General features: G+C 68.8%; 23 protein-coding genes. 7 read left to right on the forward strand and 16 right to left on the reverse strand.

Translation table 11 applies throughout. The features are described 5' to 3' along the window. Genes RU09_RS09850 through RU09_RS09865 form a run of 4 tightly spaced genes read right to left on the reverse strand, consistent with a single transcriptional unit; the run spans position 1 to position 5,533 of the window. Positions 1-2,304, reverse strand: coding sequence for a beta-glucosidase (locus RU09_RS09850; RefSeq protein WP_442922302.1), 2,304 nt, complete (start codon positions 2,302-2,304; stop codon positions 1-3). A 49-nt stretch (positions 2,305-2,353) separates the two neighbouring features. Beyond that, a complete protein-coding gene (locus RU09_RS09855) occupies positions 2,354-3,235 on the reverse strand; it encodes a carbohydrate ABC transporter permease (protein WP_156145901.1) in 882 nt (293 codons plus the stop codon). Beyond that, positions 3,232-4,257, reverse strand: a complete 1,026-nt coding sequence (locus RU09_RS09860; protein ID WP_079113467.1) for a carbohydrate ABC transporter permease — start codon at positions 4,255-4,257, stop codon at positions 3,232-3,234. The genes RU09_RS09855 and RU09_RS09860 overlap by 4 nt, the downstream gene beginning before the upstream one ends. Further along, positions 4,238-5,533, reverse strand: a complete 1,296-nt coding sequence (locus RU09_RS09865) for an ABC transporter substrate-binding protein (protein WP_042540056.1) — start codon at positions 5,531-5,533, stop codon at positions 4,238-4,240. The genes RU09_RS09860 and RU09_RS09865 overlap by 20 nt, the downstream gene beginning before the upstream one ends. A gap of 163 nt (positions 5,534-5,696) precedes the next feature. Between RU09_RS09865 and RU09_RS09870 the strand changes: the two genes are divergently transcribed. Next, positions 5,697-6,695: a LacI family DNA-binding transcriptional regulator gene (locus tag RU09_RS09870; protein WP_042540058.1), complete on the forward strand. Its 999-nt coding sequence runs from the start codon at positions 5,697-5,699 to the stop codon at positions 6,693-6,695. Here RU09_RS09870 and RU09_RS09875 read toward each other — a convergent pair. From RU09_RS09875 to RU09_RS09900, 6 genes are all read right to left on the reverse strand, one after another. Then, positions 6,673-7,578, reverse strand: a complete 906-nt coding sequence (locus RU09_RS09875; protein WP_082041083.1) for a PaaX family transcriptional regulator — start codon at positions 7,576-7,578, stop codon at positions 6,673-6,675. The two genes, RU09_RS09870 and RU09_RS09875, sit on opposite strands and share 23 nt — an antisense overlap. Continuing rightward, positions 7,568-8,821, reverse strand: a complete 1,254-nt coding sequence (locus tag RU09_RS09880; protein WP_042540060.1) for a kynureninase — start codon at positions 8,819-8,821, stop codon at positions 7,568-7,570. The genes RU09_RS09875 and RU09_RS09880 overlap by 11 nt, the downstream gene beginning before the upstream one ends. A gap of 1 nt (position 8,822) precedes the next feature. Beyond that, positions 8,823-9,884: an amidohydrolase family protein gene (locus RU09_RS09885; RefSeq protein ID WP_052492927.1), complete on the reverse strand. Its 1,062-nt coding sequence runs from the start codon at positions 9,882-9,884 to the stop codon at positions 8,823-8,825. Beyond that, positions 9,884-10,738, reverse strand: a complete 855-nt coding sequence (locus tag RU09_RS09890; protein WP_042540062.1) for a tryptophan 2,3-dioxygenase — start codon at positions 10,736-10,738, stop codon at positions 9,884-9,886. The genes RU09_RS09885 and RU09_RS09890 overlap by 1 nt, the downstream gene beginning before the upstream one ends. Before the next feature lie 93 nt (positions 10,739-10,831). Next, positions 10,832-12,547 (reverse strand): amidase, encoded by a 1,716-nt coding sequence (locus RU09_RS09895; protein WP_042540064.1) that lies wholly within the window; start codon positions 12,545-12,547, stop codon positions 10,832-10,834. After that, positions 12,544-13,584: an agmatine deiminase family protein gene (locus tag RU09_RS09900; protein WP_042540066.1), complete on the reverse strand. Its 1,041-nt coding sequence runs from the start codon at positions 13,582-13,584 to the stop codon at positions 12,544-12,546. Before RU09_RS09900 ends, RU09_RS09895 begins: the two co-directional genes overlap by 4 nt. Before the next feature lie 92 nt (positions 13,585-13,676). Between RU09_RS09900 and RU09_RS09905 the strand changes: the two genes are divergently transcribed. Further along, positions 13,677-14,333: a TetR/AcrR family transcriptional regulator gene (locus RU09_RS09905; protein ID WP_042540068.1), complete on the forward strand. Its 657-nt coding sequence runs from the start codon at positions 13,677-13,679 to the stop codon at positions 14,331-14,333. Between the two features lie 9 nt (positions 14,334-14,342). Then, the gene (locus RU09_RS09910) at positions 14,343-15,716 is read left to right on the forward strand and encodes a pyridoxal phosphate-dependent decarboxylase family protein (protein ID WP_042540070.1); all 1,374 of its coding nucleotides are present in this window, start codon (positions 14,343-14,345) and stop codon (positions 15,714-15,716) included. A 17-nt stretch (positions 15,717-15,733) separates the two neighbouring features. Here RU09_RS09910 and RU09_RS09915 read toward each other — a convergent pair whose 3' ends face one another. Both RU09_RS09915 and RU09_RS09920 read right to left on the reverse strand, forming a co-directional pair. After that, on the reverse strand, positions 15,734-16,789 hold the full coding sequence (locus RU09_RS09915) for an alpha/beta hydrolase (protein ID WP_042540072.1): 1,056 nt from the start codon (positions 16,787-16,789) through the stop codon (positions 15,734-15,736). A 70-nt stretch (positions 16,790-16,859) separates the two neighbouring features. Next, the gene (locus tag RU09_RS09920; protein WP_042540074.1) at positions 16,860-17,387 is read right to left on the reverse strand and encodes a TetR/AcrR family transcriptional regulator; all 528 of its coding nucleotides are present in this window, start codon (positions 17,385-17,387) and stop codon (positions 16,860-16,862) included. An 81-nt stretch (positions 17,388-17,468) separates the two neighbouring features. Here RU09_RS09920 and RU09_RS09925 point away from each other — a divergent pair, with 81 nt between their 5' ends. Further along, positions 17,469-18,179 (forward strand): MBL fold metallo-hydrolase, encoded by a 711-nt coding sequence (locus RU09_RS09925; RefSeq protein WP_042540076.1) that lies wholly within the window; start codon positions 17,469-17,471, stop codon positions 18,177-18,179. Here the strand turns inward: RU09_RS09925 and RU09_RS09930 are convergent. The 3 genes from RU09_RS09930 to RU09_RS09940 are packed head-to-tail and all read right to left on the reverse strand — an operon-like array spanning position 18,176 to position 21,500. Further along, positions 18,176-18,727, reverse strand: a complete 552-nt coding sequence (locus tag RU09_RS09930) for a cysteine hydrolase family protein (RefSeq protein ID WP_042540078.1) — start codon at positions 18,725-18,727, stop codon at positions 18,176-18,178. The two genes, RU09_RS09925 and RU09_RS09930, sit on opposite strands and share 4 nt — an antisense overlap. Then, positions 18,724-20,169, reverse strand: coding sequence for a purine-cytosine permease family protein (locus RU09_RS09935; RefSeq protein ID WP_042540080.1), 1,446 nt, complete (start codon positions 20,167-20,169; stop codon positions 18,724-18,726). Before RU09_RS09935 ends, RU09_RS09930 begins: the two co-directional genes overlap by 4 nt. Before the next feature lie 47 nt (positions 20,170-20,216). Next, positions 20,217-21,500, reverse strand: a complete 1,284-nt coding sequence (locus RU09_RS09940) for a M18 family aminopeptidase (RefSeq protein ID WP_042540082.1) — start codon at positions 21,498-21,500, stop codon at positions 20,217-20,219. Positions 21,501-21,763: 263 nt separating this feature from the next. Between RU09_RS09940 and RU09_RS09945 the strand changes: the two genes are divergently transcribed. The 3 genes from RU09_RS09945 to RU09_RS09955 all read left to right on the forward strand — a co-directional run bounded on the left by RU09_RS09945 (position 21,764) and on the right by RU09_RS09955 (position 25,212). Beyond that, positions 21,764-22,630, forward strand: coding sequence for an EamA family transporter (locus tag RU09_RS09945; protein WP_042540085.1), 867 nt, complete (start codon positions 21,764-21,766; stop codon positions 22,628-22,630). 169 nt (positions 22,631-22,799) lie between these two features. Continuing rightward, positions 22,800-23,195: a GNAT family N-acetyltransferase gene (locus tag RU09_RS09950; RefSeq protein WP_228385566.1), complete on the forward strand. Its 396-nt coding sequence runs from the start codon at positions 22,800-22,802 to the stop codon at positions 23,193-23,195. 373 nt (positions 23,196-23,568) lie between these two features. Next, on the forward strand, positions 23,569-25,212 hold the full coding sequence (locus RU09_RS09955; RefSeq protein WP_042540087.1) for an HNH endonuclease signature motif containing protein: 1,644 nt from the start codon (positions 23,569-23,571) through the stop codon (positions 25,210-25,212). Positions 25,213-25,367: 155 nt separating this feature from the next. Here RU09_RS09955 and RU09_RS09960 read toward each other — a convergent pair whose 3' ends face one another. After that, positions 25,368-26,021 (reverse strand): response regulator, encoded by a 654-nt coding sequence (locus tag RU09_RS09960; RefSeq protein ID WP_228385565.1) that lies wholly within the window; start codon positions 26,019-26,021, stop codon positions 25,368-25,370. Between the last annotated feature and the right edge of the window lie 26 nt (positions 26,022-26,047).

The raw sequence follows: 26,047 nt of genomic DNA on the forward strand, positions 1-26,047 counted from the left end.
TCACACGATCTCGAGTCGTGTCACCGTCTCCTCGTCATCGCAGGCGCTTCCGACCCACAGGCGGATCGCGCCCGGCTCGACGCGCTTCACGCCGTCGAGTCCCGTGAAGGCGAGTCGGTCGATCGGCACGTCGAACTCGACGAGCGCATCGGCGCCGGGCGCGAGCGTGACCCGCCGGAAGTCCAGCAGCTGGGCGACCGGACGGGTCACGCTCCCGACCTCGTCGTGCGCATACAGCTGCACGACATCCGTCGCTGCGACCTCGCCGGTGTTGCGCACCCGCACCGTCGCCCGGAAGATCTCGCCCGCGGCGATCGACGCGGGCGCGGTGAGCTCGTCGTGTGCGAACGTCGTGTAGCTCAGACCGAAGCCGAAGGGTCGCACCGGGGTGGAGTCGGCGCTGGTGACATCCGTGCGTCCGCCGAGCACGGGGTGCAGGTACGAGTACGGCTGTGCCCCGGCCGATCGCGGCAGCGACACCGGCAGACGCCCCGACGGTGCGACGCGACCGCTCAGCAGCCGCGCGAGAGCGGGGCCGCCCTCCTCGCCGGGGAAGAACGTCTGGAGCACCGCGGCGGGGATTCCCGCAGACGCCGTGCTCGTCGTCGCCGAGGCGTCGACCGCTCCGAGACCGGTCATGGTCCCGGCGGCGCCCGCGCGAGCAGGCAGAGCCCAGTCGAGCACGTATGGACGCCCGGTCATCACGATCAGGATCACCGGAGTGCCGGTCGCGACGACGGCCTCGACCAGCTCGCGCTGGACTCCGGGGAGCTCGAGGTCGTCGACGTCGTTTCCCTCGCCGACGGTGCCTCGTCCGAAGAGGCCCGCGCGGTCGCCGACGACGACGATCGCGACGTCGGCGGCTGCGGCGGCCTCGACGGCGGCCGGGATGCCGGAGCGGTCGGAGCCCTCGACCCCGCATCCGATCGTCGAGGTGATGTCAGCTGCCGGGAACTCGGCGCGCAGCGATCCGGTGACCGTCGGCAGCTCGATTCCCGCGGGGGTGTCGGGGTGATGAGCGAGCACGTGGTTGACGAACGAGTAGCAGCCCATCAGCGCTTCAGTGCTGTCGGCATTGGGGCCTATCACCGCGATCCGCGAGGTCGTCGTCGGGGCGAGGGGGAGTGTGCCGTCGTTGCTCAGCAGCACGACCGACTCTTCGGCGAGGCGCCGTGCGAGCGCGCGGTGCTCGGCCGGATCGAGATCGATGGCGGTCGGAGGAGTGTCGAAGTCGGCATCCAGCAGCCCGAGCTCCTCCTTCTGCGCGAGCACCCGGCCCACCGCCCTGTCGAGGATCTCCGGTGAGAGCCGACCGTCCCGCACCTGCTCGGCGAGGGTGACGAAGGCGTCGGGCGAGGGCAGCTCGACGTCGATTCCCGCGGTGAGCGCGAGCCGGGCGGCATCAGCCGAGTCGGCGGCCGCGCGGTGCATGCTGTGCAGGAAATCGACGGCGAAATAGTCCGACACGACCACTCCGTCGAATCCCCAGCGGTCGCGCAGGATGCCGGTGAGATAGCGCGCGTCGGCCGTGACGGGCACCCCGTCGATGTCGACGTAGGAGTTCATGACGCTGCGGGCACCGCCCTCGTGGATCGCCATCTCGAACGGCGGGAGCAGCACGTCCTCGATCTCGCGCAGGCCTGCGCTGACGGGGGCATGGTTGCGTCCGGCCTTCGAGGCGGAGTATCCGATGAAGTGCTTGAGGGTCGCGTGCACGCCCTCGGACTGCAGGCCGCGGACATAGGCGGTGCCCACCCGGCCGACGACCAGGGGGTCTTCGGCGATGCACTCGTCGACCCGACCCCAGCGGGGGTCGCGGATCACATCGAGCACCGGAGCCAGACCCTGATGGATGCCGAGGGACCGCATCGACGAGCCGATGGCCCGACCGACCTCCTCGACCAGCTCGGGGTCGAACGCCGCGCCCCACGCCAGCGGCGTCGGGAAGGTCGCCGCCTTCCACGCGGCGAGGCCCGTCAGGCATTCCTCGTGCACGAGCGCCGGAATGCCCAGTCGCGTCTGCTGCTGCAGTCGCCGCTGCTCGGTCCACAGCCAGGCGGCCCGCTCGACGGGGTCGACGGGGCGGGTGCCGTACACGCGCGTGAGGTGTCCGATGCCGTGCGTGGAGGCATCCTCGTAGCGCGTCGAGCTCTTCTTCTCGCCCGACATCGGGGCGACCACCTCGACGCCCTGGTCGACCCAGAAGCCGACGAGCTGCGCCTGCTTCTCTTCCAGAGTCATGCGGGCGAGGAGCGCCTCGACGCGGGGGGAATGCGGCGCGGAGCCTGCGGGCTGCAACATCATGTTCTCTTTCTCGTTCTCGTCGACGTGGGGTGTCGCGACGGCGACCGCATCAGCCCTTGACTGCACCGGTCAGCCCTCCCACGATGCGCCGCTCGAACAGGCTGAAGAAGATCAGCGCCGGGATCATCGACAGCGATGTGAACGCGAGCACCTTCGCGGTGTCCACGGAGTATTGGGATGCGAAAGACTGCACGCCGAGGGGCAGCGTGAACGCCGCATCGTCGTTGAGGATGAACAGCGGCAGCAGGTAGCCGTTCCAGCTGCCGATGAACGCCAGGATGCCCGTGGTGATGACCCCGGGGAGCGAGAGCGGCAGCACCATCCGCCAGAAGAACCCGATGCGACTGCATCCGTCGATGAACGCGGCCTCCTGGATCTCGTCGGGGATGGCGCGCAGGAACGGCACGAGGATGATGATCGTCGTCGGCAGCGCGAACGCGATCTGGGGCAGGATCACTCCGGCGAGCGAGTTCATGAGCCCGAGACTGCGCACCACGATGTACAGCGGGGTGATCGCCACGGTCAGGGGGAACATCAGCCCGGCGGCGAAGAACGCGTAGAGCACCCCGCGGCCGGCGAACCGGTATCTCGCGAGGACGTAGGCCGCCATGAGTCCCAGGGTCACCGTGCCGACGGTGGTGGCGAGCGCGACGATCGTCGAGTTGCCCACGAGCCGCCAGAACACGCTGCCGGTGAGCACGTCGAGGTAGTTCGACACCACCCACGGCTGCGGGAACCCGGACGGATCGGTCGTGATCTGCGCGTTCGTGCGGAACCCGCCGGTGATGATGTAGGCGATGGGCGCCAGCATCAGACCGACCGCGATCAGCGCGACGAAGTACACGGCGGGGTTGGCCCATGGCAGCCGCGGCTTCGCGACGCGACCCGTGCGGGCCTTGCGCTGGGTGACGAGCACCGAGGTGGCGGTCATCGGACGGACTCCTTCTGTGTGGTGGCGTCGGCAGTCGCGCGGGCGTCTGCGTCGGCCTCCTGCGGCGCGGCGTCCTGCCGCGCACGGGATCGGGTGCTCTTCTTCCGGCCGGAGGCACCGGTGAGGGCGCCGTCGGTGTCCTTGCGCAGCACGGCACGCTGATAGATGAGAGCGACCACGAGCGAGATGAGGAAGAGCACGACCGCGACCGCGTTGCCGTAGCCGTAGTTGCCGGCGTTGCGTCCTTCGGAGACCATGTAGGTCGCCATCGTCGAGGTGCCGGCGGTGGAGGCGATGTACTGCCCCCAGATGATGTAGACGAGGTCGAACAGCTGCAGCGAGCCGATGATCGACAGGAACGCCCAGATGCGCAGAGTGGGTGCGAGCAGCGGCAGTGTGATCCGCCACTGGATCTGCCAGTAGGACGCGCCGTCGATGGCCGCGGCCTCGTTCAGCTCCTCGGGAATGCCCTGCAGGCCGGCGAGGAACAGGATGACCGCGAAGCCGACGTACTTCCAGGTGATGATCGCCATCAGCGTCCAGATCGCGATCCCGGGGTCCGACAGCCAGTCGGTCGCCAGGAAACCCAGACCCATGTTGGTCAGCATCGCGTTGAGCGCGCCGTTGGTCTGCAGCATCAGGCTCCACCCCGTGCCCACGACGACCTCGGAGATCACGTAGGGCACGAAGATCAGCACGCGGATCAGCGACTGGCCTCGCATCTTGCGGTTCAGCAGCAGCGCCAGCACGATGGCGACCGGACCCTGGAGCACGAGGGAGAACACCAGGATGAAGCCGTTGTGCGCGAGCGCGTCGTGGAAGAGGGGATCCTGAAGGATCGTGAGGTAGTTCTTCAGCCCGACGAAATCGGTGGGTGGGCCGTAGCCCTGCCAGCTGAAGAACCCGTAGTACGCCGCCATCAGCACCGGGAAGATGACGAAGGCGAGGAAGACGAGCAGGGCGGGCCCGGCCAGAAGCATCACTTCCAGCCGGGCACGCGTGTCACGCTTTCGCTGCGGCATCCTGCACAGCCTTGACCAGGTCCTCCGCGCTGCTGTTGCCCGCGAGCAGGTCGACCACCGCGACGTTCAGCGCATTGCCCACGTTCTGGCCGTAGACCGTGTCGAGCCACTGCGTCGCATACGGAGCCGCGTTGTAGGCCTCAAGGATCGTCTGGAGGTAGGGCTCGGTGACGGCCTCCTGAGCGACGGTGTTGACCGGCGGTGCGTTGAAGGCCTTGTAGTACGCCGTCTGCACGTCTGACGTGCCGATGTAGTTCAGGAAGTCCACGCAGGCATCCGGCGCATCGACCGAGCACGAGTAGCCGTCGACGCCGCCCATCATCGAACCGGGCTCGCCGTCTCCGCCCTCGACCTCGGGGAACGGGAACCAGCTGAGGTCGGCCAGCGGCTTCTGGTCAGGGGTGAGCGAGCCGATGACTCCGGGGTTCCAGGCGCCCATGAGCTCCATGGCGGCCTGGTGGTTCGCGATGAGGCCGGCGGAGCTGCCGGCGCCCTGCTGTGCCGGGGTCGTCAGGAAGCCCGAGTTGAAGGGCTCGGTCGCGGCGAACGACTGCAGGTCCTCACCCGCACGCACCCAGCACTCGTCGCTGAAGTCCATCTCGTCTGCGGCCTTGGCGAGCGTGTCCGAGCTGCACTCGCGCAGTGCCAGCCAGTAGTACCAGTGCGCTGCGGGCCAGGCGTCCTTGGCGCCCAGCGCGATCGGGTCGATGCCGGCGCCCTTGAGCGCGACCGTGGCCTCTTCGAGCTCGTCGAGGGTGGTCGGGTTCTCGGTGATGCCGGCCTGATCGAAGAGGTCCTGGCTGTAGAACAGGCCGCCGGGCAGCACGGCGACGGGCATGGCGTAGATCTTGCCGTCGAGGCTGTTCGCCGAGTAGGACGCGTCGGGGATCTCGTCGGCGGCAGGACCCGAGATGGCGTCGGTGAGGTCCTTCAGCTGGCCGGCCTTGACCATCGCGGCCATCTTGCCGCCGCCGCGCTGCAGGAAGATGTCGGGGGCGTCTCCCGAATTGAGGGCGGTCTGCAGCTTGCCGTCGAGATCCTCGTTCTGGATCGACTGGATGTCGATCGTGACGCCCGGGTTGTCCTTCTCGAAATCGGCGACCGTCTGCTCCCAGAACTCCACTCCGGGGCCAGTCGTGGAGTTGTGCCAGAGGGTCATGCTGGTGTCGCCGCCGTCGCCGGTGCCGGACGAGTCTGCGGTGCAGCCCGAGAGCGCGAGCGCTCCGACGGCCATTGCTGCGACCGCGGAGGCGAGGGGGAGCCTTCTGCTGTTCATGTGATCGTTCTCCTCATCGAGTTGCGCGCCGCTTCGCTGCGGGGCGCCTGCGGACGCTCAGTCGAGACCGCAGTGGCATGAGTCTCCAGTCGGAGCACTCGTCCGTCAAACGTTTTCGAAAACAGTTTCCATATATCGCTGTGTCGGACTACGCTGGCGTCTCATGGGGGGCCGGACGACGATCCACGATGTCGCGAAAGCGGCGGGGGTGTCGGTGTCGACCGTCTCAAAGGCGGTGAACGGGCGATACGGGATCGCGGATGCCACGGTGCAGCGCGTCCTCGACGCGGTGAAGCAGCTCGGGTACGAGTCGAGCCTCGTCGCGAGCAGCATGAGGGCACGGCGCACGGGGGTGATCGGCGTTCTCCTGGCGGACTTCGAGCCCTTCAGTGCCGAGATCCTCAAGGGCGTCGGCTCGGCCGTGCACGACACGGCGTTCGACCTCCTCGCCTACAGCGGGTCGCACCTCGGCGCAGGCGACGGCTGGGAGCGGCGATCGCTGAGCAGGCTCTCGGGCACGCTGATCGATGCGGCGATCATGGTCACCCCCACGGTCGTGAGCGCCGGCACCGAGATCCCGGTGGTCGCGATCGATCCCCACACGGGCCGGGCCGACCTGCCCACGGTCGAATCCGACAGCTTCGGCGGCGCTCTCACGGCGACCAGACACCTGATCGAGCTCGGCCATCGCCGGATCGGATTCGTCGCGGGCCGCCCGGATCTCCGATCCGCCGGGCTCCGTGACGCCGGCTACCGCAGGGCCCTCTCCGACGCGGGGATCCCGCTCGATCCGTCACTGGTGGGCATCGGCCGCTACGAGCTCGACGCGACCAGGGAGTCCGCCCGCATCATGCTGAGCGGCGAATCCCGACCGACGGCGATCTTCGCGGCGAACGACCTGTCGGCGATCGCGGTCATCGATGTCGCTCACGAGCTGGGGCTGCGGGTGCCGGATGATCTGTCGGTGATCGGGTTCGACGACGTGCCGGAGGCGACCAGAAGGGCGCTGCCGCTCACGACGATCCAGCAGCCGATGCGGAGACTCGGGGCCGTCGCAGCCGACATGGTGTTCACGCTGCTCTCGGGGCAGGAGATCGACGAGATGCATGTCATCCTGCCGACGCGGCTGGTGGTGCGGGCTACGACCGCCCCGCCCCGGTGACCTGCGCTCTCGTGGCTTCTGCTCCGGTGGTTTCCGCTCCCGTGGCTTCCGCTCCCGTGACTTCGCGCACGCGCTGCCACGCGGCATCCGACAGCTCCGTCGACAGCCTCAGGAACTCGGCGATGCTGTGCCTTCCCGGCCAGTCGGCCGGCAGCATCGAAGGAGGTAGGCCCGGATCGATGTAGGGCAGCACGCGCCAGCGGTCGATCAGCTGCACGTAGGCGGCGAACGGCGCCTCCGGAAGCGTCTCGAGCGAGGACTGGAACTCGAGGTGCTCGGCGCGCAGGGCGTCGAGGTCCCACCAGTCCGCGGCCGCCTCGGGCAGGGTGCGCGCGGTCGTCGGAGTGCCGGCCTGGAACAGCGTCACCCACTCACTGGCGTCGAGATCGTCGACGATCTCGAGAACCTCGCCCTGCAGATGCCCCGGGCAGATCCACAGGGCGGGAGACACGACACCCGCCCCGATCCACTGCAGGCGACGGCGCAGTTGGTGCCTCGTGGCGCGGGCGCTCTCGGGCATCGAGAAAGAGATGAGGCACCAGCTGTCGGCATCCGTCATCTCACGCATCTCGAAGATGCGTCGATCGCCCCGCTCGAGCATCGTGGCGGCATCAGGGTTGAGGCGATAGCCGACGGCGTGTCTGCGCTCGGCGAGCAGCAGTCCCTTCTGCTTGAGGCGGGTGACGCCGGTGCGTGCCTGCGCCGTGGCGATCCCGAGATCTCCCGCGAGCGCGACCAGATCGGCCGTCGAGATCCAGTCGCCGAGCGGTCGCAGATACAGCCCCACCAGGGTGCGCAGCAGCGATGCCGTGCTGCCTGGGCGTGCATCGATGTCGTCGAGCACGGGGCCCGCGGCGATCTGCTCTGTGGGCTCAGCGGTCATGCGACTCCAGGGCGTCGCGCACGGCGAGGACGCCGGTGAGCGTCTCGACATATGAGGTGCTGAGCGGCGAGAGCCCCAGGCGGATGCCATCGGGGAAGCGGAAGTCGGGGATGATGCCGTCGGCCCACAGGCGCTGCGTCACGGCGCGGAAATCAGGGTGGCCGATCGTCACGTGGCTTCCTCGGAGTGCGGCGTCGCGCGTGCTGAGCAGCCGCACGCCGAGCGGGGCGAGCGCCTCGTCATAGGCACGGACGGCGAAGTCGGTGAGCGAGAGCGACTTCTCGCGGATCGCCTCGATCGACGCCTGCTCGATGAGGTCGAGCATGCCCTGCATCGCGAGCATGGAGGTGATCGGGGGAGTGCCGCTGAGCAGCTGCCGGATGTCGCCGGCCGGGACGTACTCCGGCCCCATCGCGAAGATGTCGGCGGCGCTCCACCAGCCCTGGATCGGCTGGCGCAGGACGCCCTGGTGCTCGCGTCGCAGGTAGGCGAACGCGGGGGAGCCGGGGCCGCCGTTGAGGTACTTGTACGTGCATCCGACCGCCATGTCGACGCCCCAGGCGTCGAGCTGCATCGGGATCACGCCGGCCGAGTGGCAGAGGTCCCACATCATGAGGGCTCCGACCTCGTGCACCGCGGTCGTGATGCCTGGCATGTCGGCGAGGGCGCCGGAGCGGTAGTCGACGTGGCTGAGAGAGACGAGCGCCGTGCGCTCGGAGATGGCGGCGACGACGTCGGCGATCTGCACGCCGGCCACCGGGTCGGGCTCGATCCAGCGCACCGTCATGCCGGTCTCGGCCGCGACACCCTCTGCCATGAACCGGTCGGTGGGGAAGTTGCCCGCCTCGATCACGAGCTCGGTGCGCGACGGGTCGGCGGTCGCGCCGGCGCGCATCAGCTTGTAGATCAGCACGCTCGTGGAGTCGGCCACGACGGTCTGGCCCGCGGCGGCTCCGAGCGTGAGGCTGCCGATGCGATCGCCTAGCTCCATCGGCAGCGCCATCCACTGCTCGTCCCACGAGCGGATCAGCCGGGTGCCCCAGTCGTCGCGCACGAACGCCGAGAGCTTCTCGGGTGTGTCTTTGAGCGGCCGCCCGAGCGAGTTGCCGTCGAGGTAGGCGCCGACGCCCGGGGCCTCGGCGAACGCCTCGAGGTGGGCGTGCAGCGGGTCGGCGGCGTCGAGGGCGCCGGCGAGGTCGAGGAGCGAGCGTTCGATGGTCGCGGCGTCGCGGGTGTCGGTCATGTCAAGCCTTCAGATCGGCGCTGGTCAGCGGGCGGGCGAGTGTCGGGTCGGCATCGGTGCCGGGGAGCCTCAGGAGGAGTGCAGCAGGGTCGAGAGGGTTCTGCGGTGCGAGGGCGCGCAGCAGGTCGATGCCGTCGAGACCCGCGTCGCGGAGGGCGGTCAGTTCGCTCGGGTTCAGACCGACGGGCATCGGGCCGTTGCCCATGTCGGTGCCGTAGAGCACGGTGCCGCCGGCGGCATGGAAGCGGCGGACGTTGTCGACCGCTGTGGCGTGCGTGTCGCCCTCGTGGATAGCGAGCGTCGAGATCCACGAGACGGATGCTGCCTGGGCGGCGACCTCGGCATCGTCGAGTCGTTCGGTGAACGGGGCGTGTGCGAGGCGCGCGGCGCCGAGGCGGACTGCTCGCTGCGCTTCTCCCACGCCTTCGGCATGGGCGACGACGGGGAGGCCGCGTGCGGCGGCGGCCTCGACGATCGCGCGGAACAGGAGGTCGCTGAAGACGGGCCCGGCAGTGCTGTTGTTCGCGACCTTGATGCAGGATGCTCCGGCATCCGCCATCTCCGCGACGGCCGCGGTGGCTGCTGCGGTGTCTGCGATCTCGCGGAAGGACCCCGCTGGGGCCCAGTCGCGGTCGCTCGGGTAACCGCCGACGGGCGTGAGGAACGCACCCGCGAACTCGACGGCGACGGCGTGTGGGCGTTTCGTCTGGCTGCGCTCGCTCGACGACCGGGGTGCGGCGGCTTTCTGGTCGTTGAGCGAGGGAGCGCCAGCGACCGAGACGAAACGCGCCGCGCCTTCGGACAGCGCGGCGACCGCCGCAGGGTTCCCCCCGAGGTCGATCACGCGTCCGAGAGTCGAGTCATGCAGCAGTGCGTGATCGACGAGCTGGAGGTGCACGTGGTGGTCGGTGAAGCCGCCGACGATCACGCCGTCGAGCCTCGGCAGGTCGGACAGACGCAGATCGGATGCCGGTGATCCGGGGCGCAGCAGCATCCGTCCGTCGACCATCTCGATGGTGCCGTCGCGCCATTCCTCGCCATCGAAGAAGGTCGCAGCGTTCATCAGCCGCCGATCTCGGTGCGCACGGTGTAGAGCTCGGGGAAGAACGTCAGGTCGAGAGCACGCTGCAGGAAGCCGACTCCGCTCGAGCCGCCGGTGCCGACCTTCATTCCGATCGTGCGGGCGACGGTCTTCAGGTGGCGGAAGCGCCAGAACTGGAAGTTGTCTTCGAGGTCTACGAGGTCTTCGCAGGCCTCGTAGAGGTCCCAGTGCTGTTGATGGTTCTGGTAGATCTCGCGGATCGCGGGCACCAGTTCGGGTGTCTCGCGGTAAGGCAGGCGCACGTCGCGCTCGAGGATCTCGGCCGGGATCGGCAGGCCGCGCCGCGAGGCGTAGCGCAGGAACTCGTCGTAGAGCGTGGGCTTGTGCCACTCGGCCGTGAGCAGCGCGAGGTTGGCGGGGTGGTCGGCGAAGACGCTGAGCATCTTCTCGTTCTTGTTGCCGAGGGCGAACTCGACCGCGCGGTACTGCACCGACTGGAAGCCCGAGGAGTTGCCGAGCGCTCCGCGGAACTGCGCGTACTCGGTGGGGGTGAGGGTCGCGAGGATCGCCCACTGCTGCGTCATCACGTCTTGGATGCGCTTGACCCGGGCCACCCGCTTCAGTGCCTCGCGCAGGTCATCGCTCGCGAGCAGTTCGCGGGCGGATGACAGCTCATGCAGCAGCTGCTTCAGCCAGAGCTCGGTGGTCTGGTGCTGGATGATGAACAGCAGCTCATCGTGGTGCTCGGGGACGCTGACCGGATTCTGCGCGGTGAGCAGCTGGTCGAGCGACAGGTACGACCCGTAGGTCATGCGGCCGGACAGATCGGTGACGATGCCGGCCTCGAGCTCGCGCTCGTTGTTCTCGGTGCTCATGGGTCGCTTCCTGTCGTGACGGACAGGCCAAACATATAACAATCGTGGCGAGCGTCACAATAGTGAAATGTCGCGCTGGTGCTGATCAGCGAGTCAGAGCGCGGGCGTCCTCGGCGGCGGGGTGCGGCGCTCGCCCGGTGCGCCGATCGCCTCGAACCCGGCGGCGAGACGCAGCAGCGTCGCGTCGTCGTAGGCGCGGCCTGCGAACGTCAGCCCGATCGGCATGCCGATGTCGGCCATGAGCCCCATCGGAACGGTCACGGTCGGGATGCCGAGGTGGCGCACGGTCAGGTTGCCGTTGGCGATCCAGGTGCCGTTGCGCCATCCGAGGTCGGCGGAGGCCTCATTCACGTCCATGTCGGCGGGGCCCACATCGGCGACGGCCGGGAACACGACCGCGTCGAGCTCGTGCTCGTCCATCCATTCCTCGAGGTCGAGGCGCCGCGTCTCCTCCAGGCCGCGCAGGCCGTCGGCGAGCTCGGGCATGTCCTGGAATCCGACGCCCGGGTTGGCGCGCACCCACTCGGGATATTCGGCGATGTCGTCGTCGAAGCCCGTATAGCGGTCGGCAAGTGCGCCCTCCGGATGCGGGAAGATCCTCGCTCCGTCGACGGCGGCGAGGGTGTGCAGTCGCGGGTCGCCGTTCGCCTGCAGGAAGTCCTCCCACCCCCACGCCGACAGGTCGACGATCTCCCGTCGCAGATACTCGGGCGACACAAGACCGCGCGTCGCGATGGTGGGTGCACCCGGTCGGTCGCCCTCGTAGTTCGACACCACGGGGAAGTCGACCTCGATCACGGTCGCGCCGGCGGACTCGAGGTCGCGTCGTGCGGACTCCCAGCGCTCGATCACCGAGGCGCGCGTCTCGATCCGCTGCCCGGTGGGGCCGCCGATGCCCGGCTCAGCGGCGGTGCCGGCATCCGGGTCCGCGTTGATGTACATGCGGGGGATGCCGATGCGGATGCCGCGCAGGGCTGTCGCCGCCTCGGCGGCCAGGGCGTCGTACGACTCCGGGCGCACCTCTGACGAGAGCGGCAGCGTCACCCACGGCTGCGCGCGCCAGAAGTCACCGCGCGTCTCGGCATCGTCGGCGACGATCACGTCGAGCACCTCGAGCAGGTCGGCCATGGTGCGCGCATGCGGCACGACGACGTCCATGGTCGGCACGAGCGGCCAGTTGCCGCGGGTCGAGATCACGCCGCGCGAGGGCGTGTAGGCGCACAGGGCGTTGTTGGTCGCGGGACCGCGGCCGCTCGACCAGGTCTCCTCGCCCAGGCCGAACGCGCCGAAGCTCGCGGCCGTCGCGGTGCCCGATCCGTTGGACGACCCCGAGGCGAAGGGCGCGGTGAGGAAATCGGCGTTGTACGGACTCTCGGCTCGGCCGTAGACCCCTCGCTGCATGCCGCCGTTCGCCATAGGGGGCATGTTCGTCAGCCCGAGGAAGACCGCACCGCCCGCCCGCAGGCGTTCGATCGTGAACGCATCGCGCTGCGCGACGAGCTCGGCGAAGGCGGGGCTGCCGGCGGCGGCGGTCAGCCCGCGCACCAGGTAGCTGTCCTTCGCGGTGTACGGGATGCCGTCGAGCGGCCCGAGCGTCTCGCCGCGTGCCCGTCGCGCATCCGATGCCGCCGCCTCTGAGCGGGCGTCGGGGTTGCGGACGACGACGGCGTTCAGAGCCGTCTCGGTCTCGGGACCGTCGTAGGCATCGATGCGCGCGAGGTAGGCGTCGACGAGCTCGACGGCGGTGACCGCGCCGGTCTCGAGTGCTCGCCGCAGCTCTGCGATGGAGGCCTCGACCACGTCGATCATGCGGGAACCCCCACGCTCGGCTGCTGCTGGGTGATGCAGTGGATGCCGCCGCCGCGGGCAAACAGCGGGCGCGCATCGACCGTGACGACCCGGCGCCCGGGATAGACGTCGGCGAGGATCGCCCGTGCCGCGGCATCGGCCTGCTCGTCGCCGAACCCGCAGGCGACCACGCCATCGTTCGTGACGAGGTGATTGACGTAGCTCCAGTCGACGAAGCCCTCGTCGTCGCGCAGGGTCGCCGGCGCTGGCAGGTCGACGATCTCGAAACGGCGACCCGCGGCATCGGTCTGCTGCTCGAGATGCGCGCGCAGCCGGCGCGTCACCGCGTGGTCCGGGTGCTCGGGGTTCTGCTGCTCGTGCAGCAACAGTCGGCCGGGGGAGACGATCGTCGCGACGATGTCGACGTGCCCGTTCGTGCCGAAGTCGTCGTAGTCGCGGGTGAGGCCCCGAGGCAGCCACACGGCCTTCGTCGCCCCGAGCGTGCGCGCCATCTCGGCCTCGACGCGCGCCTTGTCGGCGTAGGGGTTGCGGCGCGGGTCGAGCTGCACGGTGTCGGTGAGCAGCACCGTGCCCTCGCCGTCGACGTGGATTCCGCCGCCTTCGTTCACCAGGGTCGAGCTCACGAGCTCGGCGCCGACGGCTCCGGCGATGATGCGGGCGTGCTGCGCCGCCTTCTGCCACTGCGCCCACGCGGGGGCGCCCCAGCCGTTGAAGATCCAGTCGACCGCGCCCAGCACTCCGGGACGCTCGTCGTCGATCACGAAGGTGGGGCCGGAGTCGCGCATCCAGAACTCGTCGACCGGCGCCTCGACGATGTCGATGCCGCTGCTGAGCATCCGCCGAGCGCGGGCGACCTCGGCGGGGTCGACGATCATCGTGACCGGCTCGAACTCGGCGACCGCGTGGGCGACGGCCGTCCAGGTGGCATAGCCCTCGTCGCGCTCGGACGCCGTCTCGCCCAGCGTCGGCCCCTCGGCGGGGAACGCCATCCAGGTGCGATCGTGCGGTGCGGTCTCGGCGGGCATGTGCCAGGCCATGATTGTCTCCCTCGCTGCTGATCGCGACCTCGGGAATGAGGGGCCGTGATCCCTATTGAACACGTGATCAACGAGTGATACGGTAGCCCGTGATGAAGACCACGTCAAGAGCCGCCGCGCCCCGTCGGCTGCCGCCGGAAGAGCGCGAACGCTCCATAGTCGACGCCGCCGTCTCGCTGGCAGGGGAGAGCGGGCTCGAGGCGCTCACCGTGCGTGCGGTCGCCGCCAGGGTCGGCGTCACGCCGGCTCTCGTCGCGCACTACCGGCCCGTGATGGAGTCGTTCGTCGCCGAGGTCTTCACCACGATCGTCGCGGCCGAGCGAGACGAGGTCATCGCCTCGTACGACCCGAGCGTCGACCTGCGCACGAACCTGCTGCGGCTCATCGAGTCGCTGCTCGACGACTCGCGAGACGACGTCGCGATGGTGTGGGTGCAGTCATGGGCGCTCGGCGCCCGCAACGAGGCGCTCGGCGCCAGGGTGCGCACCGAGATGGACCTCTGGCACAGCGCCCTCGAAGACCTCATCGCCCGCGCGATCGCCGAAGATCCGGTGCTGAGAGAGAACCCGCTGCAGGTCGACCCGGACTCGTCGGCATGGATGCTGCTCGCCATGGTCGACGGCATGAGCGCCCACTCGCTCGTGCACTGGGCGCCCCGCGATCGAGCCGATCTCGCTCGCCGCACTCTCTCCGCGGTGCTCGACGTTCCGGTGGTCGAGCCCGTACAGCCCGCAGAAACCCTCAGGTAAGGACAGCTCATGGGAGCAGAACGCATGCACGCGGCCTCGGCCGAATCGACGGCGATCGTCGACGCGGTGCTCGACTACTCGAGACGGCGGATGCTCGCGGCCGACGTGCCGCTCGACAAGCCCCAGTCACCGGCCGAGCTCGATCGTCTGGTCGGGACGACGATCACCGACGCCGGTCTCGGTTCGCAGCGCGCGCTGAGCGTGTTCGAGCACATCCTCGCCCCGGCCTGCCTGACGACGAGCCACCCGTCGTATCTCTCGTTCATCCCGACCGCCCCGACGATCGCCTCGATCGCCTTCGACCTCGTGGTCTCGGCATCCGGCCTCTACGGAGGCAGCTGGCTCGAGGGCGCAGGAGCCGTGCACGCCGAGAACGAGGTCCTCTCGTTCCTGGCGGCCGAGTTCGGCCTCCCCGACACCGCCGGCGGGGTGTTCGTGCAGGGTGGCACGATCGGAAACCTGTCGGCGCTCGTCGCCGCACGCGAGGCGGCGAAGGCGAAGCTGCTCGAGGCGGGCAAGGAGCTTCCTCGCCGGTGGAAGATCGTGTGCAGCGTCGAGGCGCACTCCTCGAACAAGTCGGCGGCCAAGGTCATGGATGCCGACGTGCTGCTCGTGCCCGCGGGCGACGACGGCATGCTGAGGGCGGATGCCGTGCGTGAGGCGCTCGCCGAGCACGGCGATGAGATCTGCGCGGTGGTCGCCACCGCCGGCTCGACCAACTTCGGCATCGTCGACGACATCGCCGGCATCGCCGCGCTGAAAGACGAGTTCGACTTCTGGCTGCACATCGACGGCGCCTACGGGCTCACCGCGATGCTGGCGCCCGAGGCCCGTGGCATCTTCGCGGGAGTGGAGCGCGCCGACTCGGTGATCGTCGATCCGCACAAGTGGCTGTTCGCCCCGTTCGACTGCTGCGCGCTGCTCTACCGCGACCCCGACACAGGGCGCCGAGCGCACACGCAGCACGCCGAGTACCTCGACACCCTCACGGACGCCGGTGACTTCAGCCCGTCGGACTACTCGATCCAGCTCACTCGGCGCCCTCGGGGGCTGCCGCTGTGGTTCTCACTCGCGACCTACGGCGTGGCGGCCTACCGCGAGGCGGTGAGCGCGACGCTCGCCCTGACCCAGCGGATCGCCGCAGAGATCGCTGCCCGCCCCGAGCTGAGGCTCGTGCGCGACCCGCAGCTCTCTGTCGTCGTGTTCGAACGCGAGGGCTGGGATCGCGCCGACTACGACCGCTGGTCGGACGAGCTGCTCGACACGCAGCGAGCGTTCGTGGTGCCGAGCTCGCACGGCGGGCGACCGAACACCCGCTTCGCGATCCTCAACCCGCTCACGACGTTCGACGACCTCGTGGGCATCCTCGACACGATGAAGTAGACCGCCCGCAGACCCCCTCAGCGACTGGTGTGGGCGTCGAGGAAGTCGATCGTCTGCTGCAGCGCCGTCTGCGCGTCAGGCATGTCGAGGTGGAACTGATACTCGTGCGGCAGGGCCGGCTCGTGCGCCGCCGGCCAGAACAGGGTCGTGACGTCGACCCCCAGCTCGTCGAGACGCTTGGCCATCGGGATCGACTGCAGCCAGGTGAGCCCATCGCCGTTCCCGCCCGAGATGTACGTCGTCGGGAAATCCTCGGTGACCCAGTCGATCGTCGACATCGTCGAGCCCGTCGAGCCCTCCGCCCAGGTCTTGGTTCCCGCATACGCCCACATCGACGTCTTGAGGCCCCAGCCGACGACGCCGTCGAGCGATGCGAGTGCCGCGAGGTCATACACCCCGCAGTTGAGCACGGTCGCCACGACCTGCTCGGCCTTCAGCGCCGGCGTGATGCCCATGATCTGGGCATAGTCGGGGCTCGTCATGAGCGTCGCCATCTGACTGGCCAGCTGGCCGCCGGCGGAGTCGCCGGCGAGCACGATCTGGTTCGGATCGACATTCAGCTCATCGGCGTGCGCGTCGATGTAGGCGAGCGCGTCGTTGAGCTGGTGCACCGCGAGCGGATACTCGCCTTCGGGCCCGATCGTGTAGTTCACCGCGATGGCGGTGTAGCCCTCGGCCGCGAGGATGCGCATGTAGGGGTCGACGTTCTCCTTCGATCCCGAGATCCACGCGCCGCCGTGCATCCAGACGACCGTCGGCAGAGGCCCGGTGGCGGATGCCGGTGTGAAGACGTCCATCGTGGTGTCGGCGCCGCCGTCGGCATAGGCGACGTCGAGCTGCTCGGTGAGCGCCGTGTCGGGGACGTGCTTCTCCATCTCGGCGGCGGTCTCGTCGCCGCCCTTCGTGAACACCGAGCGGATGAGCATGGCCGAAGGCCAGGGGGTGAGCGCGCCGATGATCGCCACCACCGCGGTGACGAGGAGGACCAGCCCCACCGCCACCTTCGTGCGGTGCCACGGGCGTCGAGCCCTTTGCGGGCGGTCGGACTCGTCTTCGTGCGCGGTCGTGGTCATGGAAACCCCTCTCCGCGCATCATCTTGGCAGTATTCCGGTAGTCAGGCATCCGCTCGGGCGCGCGTGCGGTCAGGCGGCCGTGAGCCCGGCGATGATGCGATCCATCGCATAGTCGAACGCCTCGTCGACGTCGCCGCCGAGACGGAACATGCCGGCGAGCTCCATCTGCAGGAACCCTGTCGCCCAGGCGGTGAACAGGCGGGCGGCGTCGAGAGCATGCTCCGGTCCGACGAGGTCGGCGCAGGAGCGCAGCACCGGAGCGGAGGTCCGGTGGAGGGCGTCTTCGGGGGCGGACGCCGTGAACAGCAGACGGAACGCCTCGGGGTGCTCGTGCGCGAAGGAGCGGTAGGCGGCGGCGAGGAGGGGGAGCTCGTCGCCCGCGGTCTCGAGTCGGCTCGTCAGCGCATCGGCGGAGGCCTCGGCGACCGCCGTCAGCAGGGCGTCGCGATCTCTGATCCGTTTGTAGAGAGAAGGTGCCCGCACTCCGACGCGCTCGGCGACGGCCTGCATGGTGAGTCCGGCGGGGCCGGCGGTCTCGAGGATGTCGCGGCCGGCGTCGACGATCGCCGCCAGCGAGGTTCGTTCGGGGGTCGGCATCGGGGCTCCTCCATGGCTATTGACAATAGCTATGATAGCTACGTAATGTAGCTATCATAGACCACCTCGAAAGGGACGACCATGAAGCTCGCACCGCACCTGCATCGACTCGGAAACGACGTCGTCGCCTCCTATCTGGTCGACCTGCCCGAGGGGATCACTCTCGTCGACGCGGGGCTGCCCGGTCACTGGAACGACCTGCAGCGAAAGCTGGCCGAGCTCGGTCGCCCGCTCTCCGACATCCGCGGTCTGGTGCTCACCCACGGCGACGGAGACCACATCGGCTTCGCCGAGCGATTGCGCAGTGAGGCGGGCATGCCCGTCTTCATCCACAGCGCCGATGCGCATCGGGTGCGCACGGGTGAGAAGCCGAAGACCCCGATGGGGCCCGCGCGCATCGGTCCGACGCTCGGGTTCTTCGCCTACGGCGTGCGCAAGAACGCGCTTCGCACACGGCACGTGTCCGAGGTCGTGACCGTCGCCGACGGCCAGGTGCTCGACCTCCCCGGATCCCCGGTCGTCATCGGCATGCCTGGTCACTCGCCCGGCAGCATCGCGGTGCACATCCCCGGGGCGGACGCGGTCTTCGTCGGCGACGCGCTGACCACGCGCCACGTTCTGACGGGGCGCGTGGGTCCGCAGCCCGCGCCGTTCACGGACGAGCCGGATGAGGCCGATGCATCTCTCGACCGGCTGGCCGCCGTATCGGCATCCTGGGTGCTTCCCGGACACGGAGCACCGTGGCGGGGGTCACCCGCCGACATCGCGGCGGCCGTGCGCGCTGCAGGCTAGCGCTCCGTCAGCACCCTCGCCGTGTCGCTGACCGTGATCTGCGGCGGATACAGCCCCATGATCCGGATCGCAGCGGCGTGGTTCTCGGCCGTCGAGCCGGCACAGGCGTCTGCGGCGATCGTGACGTGCGCCCCGGCATCCGCTGCGGCGAGGGCGGTCGAGATCACGCAGCAGTCTGTCGAGACTCCCGCCAGCACGACGTGCGCGCCACGGCCGACGATCTCTTCGATCGCGGAGCCCCACTTGCCGAACGTCGGCAGATCGAGGGTCGGGTGCGGCGACAGGCCGATCGCGTCGGGAACCAGGTCGAACATCGGATCGTCGGAGGGCTGGTCTGCGAACGGCCAGGCGGCGAAGTACGCGCCCCACGAGGTCGAGCGGTCGGCGGTCGGCATCCAGCGCGTCACGATCACGCGGTCGCCGAAGGCTTCGGCGAGCTCGCGGATGCGGGGCATCACGTCACCGAAGAACGGTGACCCCCAGGCCGAGTCGGGTGAGGCGAAGATCACCTGCGGATCGATCACGACGAGCCAGGACTCCCTGCTCACGCAGCTGCCTCCTGCGCGCGGATCCGTCCGGCGCGGGCGAACCAGGTGAAGACGAACGACAGCACCAGTGCGAAGAACACCCCGAGGTTCGCGTAGGCCCAGTCGCCGTCGACTCCGCCGACCAGCCCAAGCAGATAGCCCTGCCAGTTGTTCCATGGGGCCGCATCCGCGAAGCCGTTGAGCACGAAGCCCCAGCCGATGACGCTGGCGACGACCATGGTGCCGATCGAGATCCAGTCCCAGGCGCCGTAGCGTCCGCGGCTGTCGAACAGGGCCTCGTCGTCGTAGTCCTTCTTGCGTCGGAGGATGTCGGCGATCAGGATGCCTGCCCAGGATGCCAGCGGCACGCCGAGCGTGATGAGGAAGCTCTGGAACGGGCCGAGGAAGTCGGTGGCGAAGAACACCACGTAGATCGTGCCGAGGGTGAGGATCACGCCGTCGATCGCCGCGGCAGACGGGCGCGGGATGCGGATGCCGAGGCTCAGCAGCGTGAGGCCCGAGGAGTAGATGCCCAGCACGGCGCCCGAGACGAGTGCGAGCACGGCGGTGAGCAGGAACGGCACGAGCACCCAGAGGGGCAGAAGCGTGGCGAGAGCGCCGATCGGGTCGGAGGCGATCGCGGCGCTGAGGTCGTCGTCGGATCCCGCCAGCAGCAGACCGAAGACGACGAGGATCACGGGCGCGACCGAGCCGCCGATCGTGTTCCAGACGACGATCGCCCCATCGGACGCCGTGCGCTTCTGATAGCGCGACCAGTCGGCGGCGATGTTGATCCAGCCGAGCCCGAAGCCCGTCATCACCATCACGAGTGCGCCGATGACCTGGCCGAGGCCACCATCAGGGCGGGCCATGACGGCGGCGAGATCGATGCTGGGCGCGGCGAGGACGATGTAGAGGATCGTCACCGCGCCGGTGACCCAGGTGAGCACCGACTGCAGCTTCATGATCGTGTGATAGCCGAGCACGGAGGCCACGACGATCAGGGCGGCGACGATCACGGTGGCGATGATCTTCAGCGCGATGCTGTCGCCGTCGCCGCCGAGCTGCGTGATGACGGTGGCAGTGGCGAGCACGGCCATGATCGCGAGGAACGTCTCCCAGCCGATCGAGGTCAGCCACGAGACGATGCCGGGCACCTTCTGGCCCTGCACGCCGAACGCCGCCCGCGAGAGCACCATGGTCGGCGCCGATCCGCGTTTGCCCGCGATGGCGATCAGCCCGCACAGCAGGAACGACACCACGATGCCGATGACCGACACGATCGTCGCCTGCCAGAAAGAGATTCCGAAGCCCAGCACGAACGATCCGTACGACATGCCGAACACCGACACGTTGGCCGCGAACCACGGCCAGAACAGGTCGCGAGGCTTCGCCGTGCGCTCGGATTCGGGGATGATCTCGATGCCCGCGCGCTCGATGAGAGCAGGCTTGATGTCCGTCATGCCATCATCCTGGCACTGTGCAGGGCCCGCGGGGGCGCCGGCGGCGATCAGCTGGCGAAGAAAGCCCCCGCGACGCGGGTGAGGTCGTGCAGGTCCGAGACGCCGGCGAGCTCACGGGCCGAGTGCATCGACAGGATCGGGATGCCGACGTCGACGGTCCGGATGCCGAGACGCGTCGCGGTGATCGGGCCGATGGTCGATCCGCAGCGCACGTTGTTGTTCGACACGAACTCCTGCGTGACCACGTCGGCGCTGTCGCACCAGTCGCGCCAGGCGGCCGAGCCGATGGCATCCGTCGCGTACCGCTGGTTCGCGTTGATCTTGAGGATCGGACCGGAGCCGAGCACCGGCTGCACCACGGGGTCGTGCTTGTGCACGTAGTTGGGGTGCACCGAGTGGCCCACGTCGCTCGACAGGCACCACGACGCCGAGAGGGCGCGGCGGCGCTCGGAGTCGTCGGCGCCGAGGGCGTCGTACACGCGTCCGAGGATGTCTTCGAGGAACGGGCCGGCCGCGCCGGAGCGGGAGTTGGAGCCGAGCTCCTCGTGGTCGAAGGCTGCCAGGATCGCGATCGGTCCGGATGCCGCAGTGTCGATCGTCTCGAGGGCGACCACGCCGGCGTGCACCGAGGCGAGGTCGTCGAGACGACCTGAGGCGAAGAACGCGCGGTCCTTGCCGAACACCGCTCCGCGTGCCGTGTCGGCGATCACGACGTCATAGCCGCGGATGTCGGAGGCCGAGACTCCGGCCGTCTCGGCCAGCTCGGCGAGGATGTCCTCCTGCGTCGGGTCTCCGAGGCCCCACACGGGCTGCGTCTGGAACTGCTTGTCGAGTGCGAGGCTCGTGTTCGCGTCGCGGTCGAGGTGGATCGCGAGCTGGGGGAGGCGCAGCAGCGCTCCCGTGTCGGCGAGCACCACACGTCCGTCGGCGAGTGCGAGTCGGCCTGCGAGGCTCAGCTCGCGGTCGAGCCAGGAGGTCAGCAGCGGGCCGCCGTAGACCTCCACGGCTGCCTGCAGCCACCCCTTCGATCCGGTGGTCGGCTGCGGCTTGAGCTTGAAGCCGGGCGAGTCGGTGTGAGCGCCGAGGATGTGTGCGGGCGTGGTGGCGGTGGCATCCGTCGGCACCGTCCACGCGATCGCCGCGCCGTCCCTGACGACGACGTAGCGCCCGCCGGGGGTCACCTCCCACGCCTGTTCCTCGTCGAGGTGCACGAACCCGGCATCCTCGAGTCGCCTGGCCACCTCGGCGGCGGCGTGATAGCTCGAGGGCGAGGCGGCGACGAAGTCGGCGAGATCCTCGGCGTGGGCGAGAGCGTCCGGGGTGACGGGCATGGGAGACCTTCCTGCAGGGGCGGTTCTTCGATCGTAATCGCCGTATCGACGACGGCGATCCGGTCGGGTGGAAGGGCGCGCCGTTCACCTCCCGGTCACCCGCGGCGGTTACTGTCGCTCTCGATAGCGCCTAGGGTTCCGGGGTTCGTCCCGTCTGGTCCGAGCGGCGCCACGGTGCCCCTCCGCAGGGGCGCCGTCATCTGACAGGACAAAAGCCCGGAGGACCCTGTTCGTCGCGCCCGCGGTGAACGGAAGGGTCTCTCGTGTCCGCACTCGCTTTCGTTCTCGTCATCGCCGCAGCGATCACCCATGCCGCGTGGAACATCGTCGCCCATGGTGTGAGCCGGGCAGGGATGCCGTTCCTGTGGTGGGGAGCCGTCGGTGGAACGGCCGTGTGGATCGGCGTCATCCCGTTCACCGGCGGGCTCGGCACCGATGACCTGCTGGCCTTTCTGCTGGGTGTCGGCGTGTCCGGTGTGCTACACGTCGCCTACATGGCGGTGCTGCAGCGCGGATACCGTGAGGGCAATCTCTCCACCGTCTACGCGACGGCACGGGGCACCGGGCCGTTCCTGTCGGTGATCGTGGCCATCCTGCTGTTCGGCGAGCGGCCGTCCGTCATCGCTCTCGTCGGCGTCGCGGCGATCATCGTCGGAGTCGTCGCGATCGGTCTCGTCGATCGGGGGCGCGCCGAGCGTCAGGACCGCTCGCTCGATCTAGGGCTCGTGTTCGGACTCCTCACCGGCGTCGCGATCGCGATCTACACGATCTGGGACGCGCATGCCGTGCGCACCTGGAACCTGTCGCCCGTCGCGTTCATGGTCGGGACGATGCTGCTCGAGATCCCGTTCTACTCCTTCGGCGTTCGCGGCCGATGGGCGGCCGTCCGCACCCTCGGACGCACGCAGTGGCGACGCATCGTGGCATTCAGCATCCTGTCGCCACTGTCGTACATCCTGGTGCTCACCGCCATCCAGATCGCTCCGGTCGCCCTCGTCGCTCCGCTGCGCGAGGTCAGTGTCGTGCTCGTCAGCCTCTTCGGGGTGTTCGCGCTCAAGGAGAGCAGGCCGGGGTGGCGTCTGGCTGCGTCCGCGGTCGTCGCCGGCGGGATCGTGCTGCTCGCCCTGTAGCCGTGGCTGTGGTTGTGGTTGTGGTTGTGGTTGTGGCTGTGGCTGTGGTTGTGGCTGTAGCTGTGGCTGTGGCTCCTGCGCGGCTGGGCGTGCTGCTGCTGATGGTTGTATGGATGCTGTGTCAGTGGGATGGAGTCTTCGAGCGAGCGGCCTTTCGGATGCCTCCTGGATGGCCGAGCTCAGGGCCGTCGTGATGAGACCTGACCTCGAGCGTCTCGGCCGATATGACCCCGTGCGCGTGCGGCAGCGCTTCCTCGATGCGTTCGTTCCCGAGAACACCCGCGTGATCGTCGTCGACGGCGATGACGTCGGTCTGGTCGCGGTCAGGCACGAACCGGACGCGCTCTGGATCGAGCACTTCTATCTCGCGCCGGAATCGCAGGGCCGCGGGATCGGGGCAGCCGTGCTCGCCCACCTGCTCGCGGACACCGACGGCACTATGCCTTTCCGGCTCAACGTGCTGCAGGCCAGCGCAGCACGTCGGCTGTACGAGCGCCACGGCTTCGTTCTGGAGAGCGAGGACGCCGTCGACGTCTTCATGAAAGCGGATGCCTCCCGCGCGTGACGGCGTCTGAGCCACTTCTTTCGTCTCGTCTCTTCTCTCTTCTCCTCTCTCTTCTCTCGGCTCGTTGGTGTGACTCGCTTCTCTTCTATCGGTTCGTTGGTCTGACTCGCTTCTCCCTCCTCGCGTTGGCCGCTCTCTTCTCTTCTCTCGCCTCGTCGGTCTCCCGCTCTTCTCCCTCCTCTCGTTGGCCTCTCTCTTCTTCTCTCTCGCCTCGTCGGTCTCCCTCTCCGTCCTTCCCATCTCCTGAACTTCCGGCGCCCGGGGGTGCGAATCTCGCGTGTTGTACTGAGAGATTGGAATATGGCGTTGAACTGGGGTAAATCCAGACGATTCGGGGTGCTGAATGTCGGTGGTCGCGGGTTGACTGGGGAGTATGAACAGCACCGCGGAGCTTCTGAATCGGGTCATCACCGACCTCGATGCGGTGCTGTCCGATGACGCGTTGGCGGGGTTGTCCGATGCGGAGCGGATCGGCGTTCTGGTGGCGGCGGGGGCGGCGTTTCGTCGGGTGGAGGCGGTGGTCGTCGAGACCGTCGCGACGGGCGAGATGGGTGACTTCCCGCACTCCGCAGGCTGCCGGGGCGAGAACGAGCTGCTGCAGCGGACGGTGCTCGTCGATGCGCGGGGTGCGACCCGGGTGGGGAAGGTCATCGACCGGGTGCGGCGGGATGTGAGCCTGGTGTCGGGGGAGCGGCTCCCCGCCCGGTGGCCGGAGTTGCGGACGGCGCTGTTGGACGGGGTGATCGGGATCGACGGGTTCCTCGCCGCGACGGGCCCGATCGAGAAGGTCTGGGACAGGCTCAGCGTCGACCAGCGGTTGGCGGCGGATGTGGCGTTGGCGGGGTGCGCGCGCGGGCACGGCCTGAAGGCCGACCCGGATATGGACCCAGATGCGCCTGGTCCGTCGCCGACGACGGAGGATCTGAAAGCTCTCGCCGAGGATCTCGCATCGATGTTCGACCCCGACGGGGAAGAACCCAAAGACCAGGACGCGAGGCGTCGGCGGGGCGTCACGATCGGGCGATTGAAGGATGGTGTGCACGCGATCCGCGGGTATCTGACCCCGGATGTCGCTGCCCAGTTCCAACTCATCATGGACGCGATCCTCAACCCCAAAGGCGACGGCCCGCCCCGGCCAGGGGTGTTCTTCACCCCCGGCGGCGGCGCGGGCTCAGATGCGGATGCGGATGCGGATTCAGGTGCTGGTGCTGGTGCTGGTGCTGGTGCTGGTGCTGGTGCTGGTGCTGGTGCGGATGCGGATGCGGACCCGAACTCTGACACGGATGCGGGGGAGGATCCGTTCAACTCGGATGAGCGGAGCGTGCTCGATGACCGCACCGCGGCGCAGAAACGTCACGACGCTCTCGCCGCAGCGCTGGCGATCGCGGCGCGGCACAAGGACATGCCCACCCTCGGCGGTGCATCACCGGTCGTCGTCGTGACGGTCGACGCGACAGACCTCGCCCACCATGCCGCTCAGGCCACCGGCGCTGCCTTCGGGGGTGCCGCCTTCGGAGGTGCCGCAGCCGGGGGCTCTGGGGCCGGAGCGGGTGGCAATGGTGGGTGGGCGACGATCCCCGGTTCCGGTGCTCATGTTCCCGTCTCTGTCGCGGCGCAGGTCGCGTGCTCGGGGGCGATTCAGCGCGTGCTCATGGACGAGGGGCGGATCATCGGGATCACGACCACGGATCGGATCTTCACCGTGCATCAGCGTCGGGCGATCATCGCCCGCGACAAGGAGTGCCTGATCCCTGGATGCCACGTTCCCGCGTCGTGGTGTGAGATCCACCATGTCACCGAGCACGCCAGGGGCGGCCCGACGCATACGGATAATGGTGTGCCGTTGTGTTGGTGGCATCACCGGTCCCTCGGCACCTCGGGGTGGGAGATCCGGATGAGTGACGGCCTTCCGCAGGTGCGCGGACCGGCATGGTGGGATCCCGCCCAGCACTGGCGCACCCCGAAACTCAGCCTCCCCGCAGACCTGCCCCGGAAGCACCTCGCCCGAACGGGGTGACCTGCGACTCGGTCGCGGTCGCCTTGCGTGCTTTCGGATCCGGTTCGACTTCGGTGGGATCCAGCCGTCGTGATCCGGCTTCAGCGGGCCCCGTGAGCAGACGCCAGAGTGGGCAGCCCCCGCGTGAGCAGACGCCAGCCTCGACAGTCTCCGCGTCAGCGGAAGTCGACCAGGCCGGCGTGCGCCGCCGTGACCAGGATCTGCACACGGTCGCGAACGTGCCACTTCGACATGATGCGGCCGAGGTGCGCTTTCACCGTTCCCTCCGACACGATCAGCGTGCGCGCGATCTCAGCGTTCGACATCCCCTGGGCGAGACGCTGCAGCACCTCTTGCTCGCGGTCGGTGAGCGCCTCGAGCGAGTCGTCGCCGCCTACCGGCTCCGTATCGCGCACGTGCTTGATCAGCAACGAGGCGATGCGAGGTGACAGAGAGCTCGCTCCGCTGTACACCTCACGCACGCCCTCGAGAATGCTCGCCGCGCTGGAGTCCTTGAGCAGATAGCCCGATGCACCGGCACTGAGCATCGGAAGCACGGTGTCGCTGCCATCGAGCGTCGTCACCGCCAGGATCTTGACCTCGGGCCACCGCTCACTGATGACCGCAGTCGCCTCGATGCCGTTCATCTCCGGCATCTGCACGTCCATCATCACGACATCAGGATGCTCGCGCTCCACGACTTCAATGCCCTCGAGGCCGGACTCCGCCTCCGCGACCACCGTGATCTCCGGGTCTCGTGAGACGAAGTGAGAGAGCGCTGAGCGCACCAGGGGATCATCATCGACGATCACGACTCGGATTTGGGACATGGAGGAAGCCTAACCGGGGTGTACCT

The sequence above is a fragment of the Microbacterium sp. MEJ108Y genome, assembly GCF_000834175.1.
Classification (GTDB): Bacteria; Actinomycetota; Actinomycetes; order Actinomycetales; family Microbacteriaceae; genus Microbacterium; species Microbacterium forte.

Excerpts from the sequence above, each read along its gene's own strand:
- RU09_RS09850 (WP_442922302.1), bottom strand. The coding sequence starts at position 2,304 with ATGATGTTGCAGCCCGCAGGCTCCGCGCCGCATTCCCCCCGCGTCGAG.
- RU09_RS09855 (WP_156145901.1), bottom strand. The coding sequence starts at position 3,235 with ATGACCGCCACCTCGGTGCTCGTCACCCAGCGCAAGGCCCGCACGGGT.
- RU09_RS09860 (WP_079113467.1), bottom strand. The coding sequence starts at position 4,257 with ATGCCGCAGCGAAAGCGTGACACGCGTGCCCGGCTGGAAGTGATGCTT.
- RU09_RS09865 (WP_042540056.1), bottom strand. The coding sequence starts at position 5,533 with ATGAACAGCAGAAGGCTCCCCCTCGCCTCCGCGGTCGCAGCAATGGCC.
- RU09_RS09870 (WP_042540058.1), top strand. The coding sequence starts at position 5,697 with ATGGGGGGCCGGACGACGATCCACGATGTCGCGAAAGCGGCGGGGGTG.
- RU09_RS09875 (WP_082041083.1), bottom strand. The coding sequence starts at position 7,578 with ATGACCGCTGAGCCCACAGAGCAGATCGCCGCGGGCCCCGTGCTCGAC.
- RU09_RS09880 (WP_042540060.1), bottom strand. The coding sequence starts at position 8,821 with ATGACCGACACCCGCGACGCCGCGACCATCGAACGCTCGCTCCTCGAC.
- RU09_RS09885 (WP_052492927.1), bottom strand. The coding sequence starts at position 9,884 with ATGAACGCTGCGACCTTCTTCGATGGCGAGGAATGGCGCGACGGCACC.
- RU09_RS09890 (WP_042540062.1), bottom strand. The coding sequence starts at position 10,738 with ATGAGCACCGAGAACAACGAGCGCGAGCTCGAGGCCGGCATCGTCACC.
- RU09_RS09895 (WP_042540064.1), bottom strand. The coding sequence starts at position 12,547 with ATGATCGACGTGGTCGAGGCCTCCATCGCAGAGCTGCGGCGAGCACTC.
- RU09_RS09900 (WP_042540066.1), bottom strand. The coding sequence starts at position 13,584 with ATGGCCTGGCACATGCCCGCCGAGACCGCACCGCACGATCGCACCTGG.
- RU09_RS09905 (WP_042540068.1), top strand. The coding sequence starts at position 13,677 with ATGAAGACCACGTCAAGAGCCGCCGCGCCCCGTCGGCTGCCGCCGGAA.
- RU09_RS09910 (WP_042540070.1), top strand. The coding sequence starts at position 14,343 with ATGGGAGCAGAACGCATGCACGCGGCCTCGGCCGAATCGACGGCGATC.
- RU09_RS09915 (WP_042540072.1), bottom strand. The coding sequence starts at position 16,789 with ATGACCACGACCGCGCACGAAGACGAGTCCGACCGCCCGCAAAGGGCT.
- RU09_RS09920 (WP_042540074.1), bottom strand. The coding sequence starts at position 17,387 with ATGCCGACCCCCGAACGAACCTCGCTGGCGGCGATCGTCGACGCCGGC.
- RU09_RS09925 (WP_042540076.1), top strand. The coding sequence starts at position 17,469 with ATGAAGCTCGCACCGCACCTGCATCGACTCGGAAACGACGTCGTCGCC.
- RU09_RS09935 (WP_042540080.1), bottom strand. The coding sequence starts at position 20,169 with ATGACGGACATCAAGCCTGCTCTCATCGAGCGCGCGGGCATCGAGATC.
- RU09_RS09940 (WP_042540082.1), bottom strand. The coding sequence starts at position 21,500 with ATGCCCGTCACCCCGGACGCTCTCGCCCACGCCGAGGATCTCGCCGAC.
- RU09_RS09950 (WP_228385566.1), top strand. The coding sequence starts at position 22,800 with ATGGCCGAGCTCAGGGCCGTCGTGATGAGACCTGACCTCGAGCGTCTC.
- RU09_RS09955 (WP_042540087.1), top strand. The coding sequence starts at position 23,569 with ATGAACAGCACCGCGGAGCTTCTGAATCGGGTCATCACCGACCTCGAT.
- RU09_RS09960 (WP_228385565.1), bottom strand. The coding sequence starts at position 26,021 with ATGTCCCAAATCCGAGTCGTGATCGTCGATGATGATCCCCTGGTGCGC.